General features: G+C 51.3%; 3 protein-coding genes. All 3 read left to right on the top strand.

Translation table 11 applies throughout. The features are described 5' to 3' along the window. A partial coding sequence (locus AB6D58_RS24400; protein WP_372158789.1) for a TraB/VirB10 family protein occupies window positions 1-793 on the top strand: 793 nt, incomplete at its 5' end. Continuing rightward, window positions 790-1,185: a type IV conjugative transfer system lipoprotein TraV gene (gene traV, locus AB6D58_RS24405; RefSeq protein WP_017104313.1), complete on the top strand. Its 396-nt coding sequence runs from the start codon at window positions 790-792 to the stop codon at window positions 1,183-1,185. The genes AB6D58_RS24400 and traV, both read left to right, overlap by 4 nt. Window positions 1,186-1,335: 150 nt before the next feature. Continuing rightward, window positions 1,336-1,499 (top strand): TraC family protein (locus AB6D58_RS24520; RefSeq protein ID WP_408063619.1); only part of this gene is annotated, 164 nt, incomplete at its 3' end.

A 1,499-nucleotide genomic window follows, 5' to 3' on the forward strand; every position in this document is an offset into this window, starting at 1 on the left:
CGGCACCTTTGTGACCGCCGTAATTACCGGCGGCGCTGATGCTAATGGGGGCGTCTCTGGACAAGGGGATACCTCACCGATTGTCTTTCAGACAGTCAATCAGGGGGTCTTACCCAACGGTCAGGCCTCTAAATTGAAGGATTGCACGATCACCGGCGCCGTCTACGGTGAGATCTCATCCAGCCGCGGCGTCGCTCGCACCAGTAGAATGAGCTGCATACAACCCAATGGCGATATTCTCGATATCCCCGTCAATGCGACCGTGTTTAACTTTGGTCGCAATGGTATTCGCGGTACCACCATTTTGAAAAACGGTAAGATCGTTCAAATGGCCGGCATTGCGGGGATCTTGCAAGGCGTAGGGGATGCAGGTAAAGCGCTGGCACAAACCACGACACCGACGGCGCTCGGCCCAAGTCAAAGCATCAACAGCGATAAAATTGGCTTGAATCTGCTTGGCGGCGCCACGGAGAGCGTTGGCAGCAAATTGGCGGACTACTACATCAAACTGGCCGAACTCTATCATCCGATAGTGGAAGTCAATCCTGGTGCCATCGTCAATATTGTCTTTTTGGAAGGCTTTCCATTAGATCCATTGCTGGCCGATGAATACGAAACGCGTATGAATGAGCAGCGTGAGCAAGTCTCCAACAGCAATCAACTGTTAGATGTCATTACCAACACCCCCTCTCTTCCACCAACTACTCAAACCGCCCCCATCAACCCTTTAGCGCAAAAAATCACCCAACAAGGGTTAAGCCGCGTGGGCTTTGGGCGTGAGGAATCACCATGAATAGGCACGCTTTGTTTTCACTATCGATACTCTTAGGTCTGACCGGTTGTAGCGCGGGCTTTGAGAGCGAATACAGTTGCGATCAGGTCGGCGGCGTTTCAGGTTGCGTCACCATGAACGAAGTTCGAGACAACCTATACGGTTATACCGGAGGCAGTGGTAACGCCACGGTCTCTTCTCAAGCGCGTCTCGCCCCACCTTCCGCCTTTACCTTACTGCCAAGGCGCAATCGAGAGGGGGAGCCAGAGCGAAGCCAAGAAGACGTTAAAAAACTCACCGTCTTCCCTTTCATCGACAAAGACAATCACTACATCGATACGATGGATGTTTACTTTGTCTTAGACGATAGCCGTTGGTCTGGGCGCCCTGCGCGCGCGATTTGGAAAGATTGATTAGGAAAAAAAGAAACGAAGCTTAAACATCATTTTTATCATGGGCGCGCGACATTCAGTCTCAGCCTTCTCTCAATGAGGGGGGAATCCATCAAGCGGTCCAAGATTGTGTCACGCCCCCTAACATTAAAATAGAAAAAGGGATCCCCCATGTTTTCCTCCTCACGCAGTGGCTTATCCGCCTTATTTCAAGAGGCCAAGCAAGCCCAAAACCACCTTCACCATGAACTGCCGTATCGAGATTACGATCCCATTGAGCGGGTGTTCGACAATACCCACTCTCGCGGTTTTGGCTTTAAAATCAGTGTCCTTGG

This window comes from Vibrio sp. 10N.239.312.D08 (genome assembly GCF_041466145.1).
Classification (GTDB): Bacteria; Pseudomonadota; Gammaproteobacteria; order Enterobacterales; family Vibrionaceae; genus Vibrio; species Vibrio crassostreae_C.

Excerpts from the sequence above, each read along its gene's own strand:
- traV (WP_017104313.1), top strand. The coding sequence starts at position 790 with ATGAATAGGCACGCTTTGTTTTCACTATCGATACTCTTAGGTCTGACC.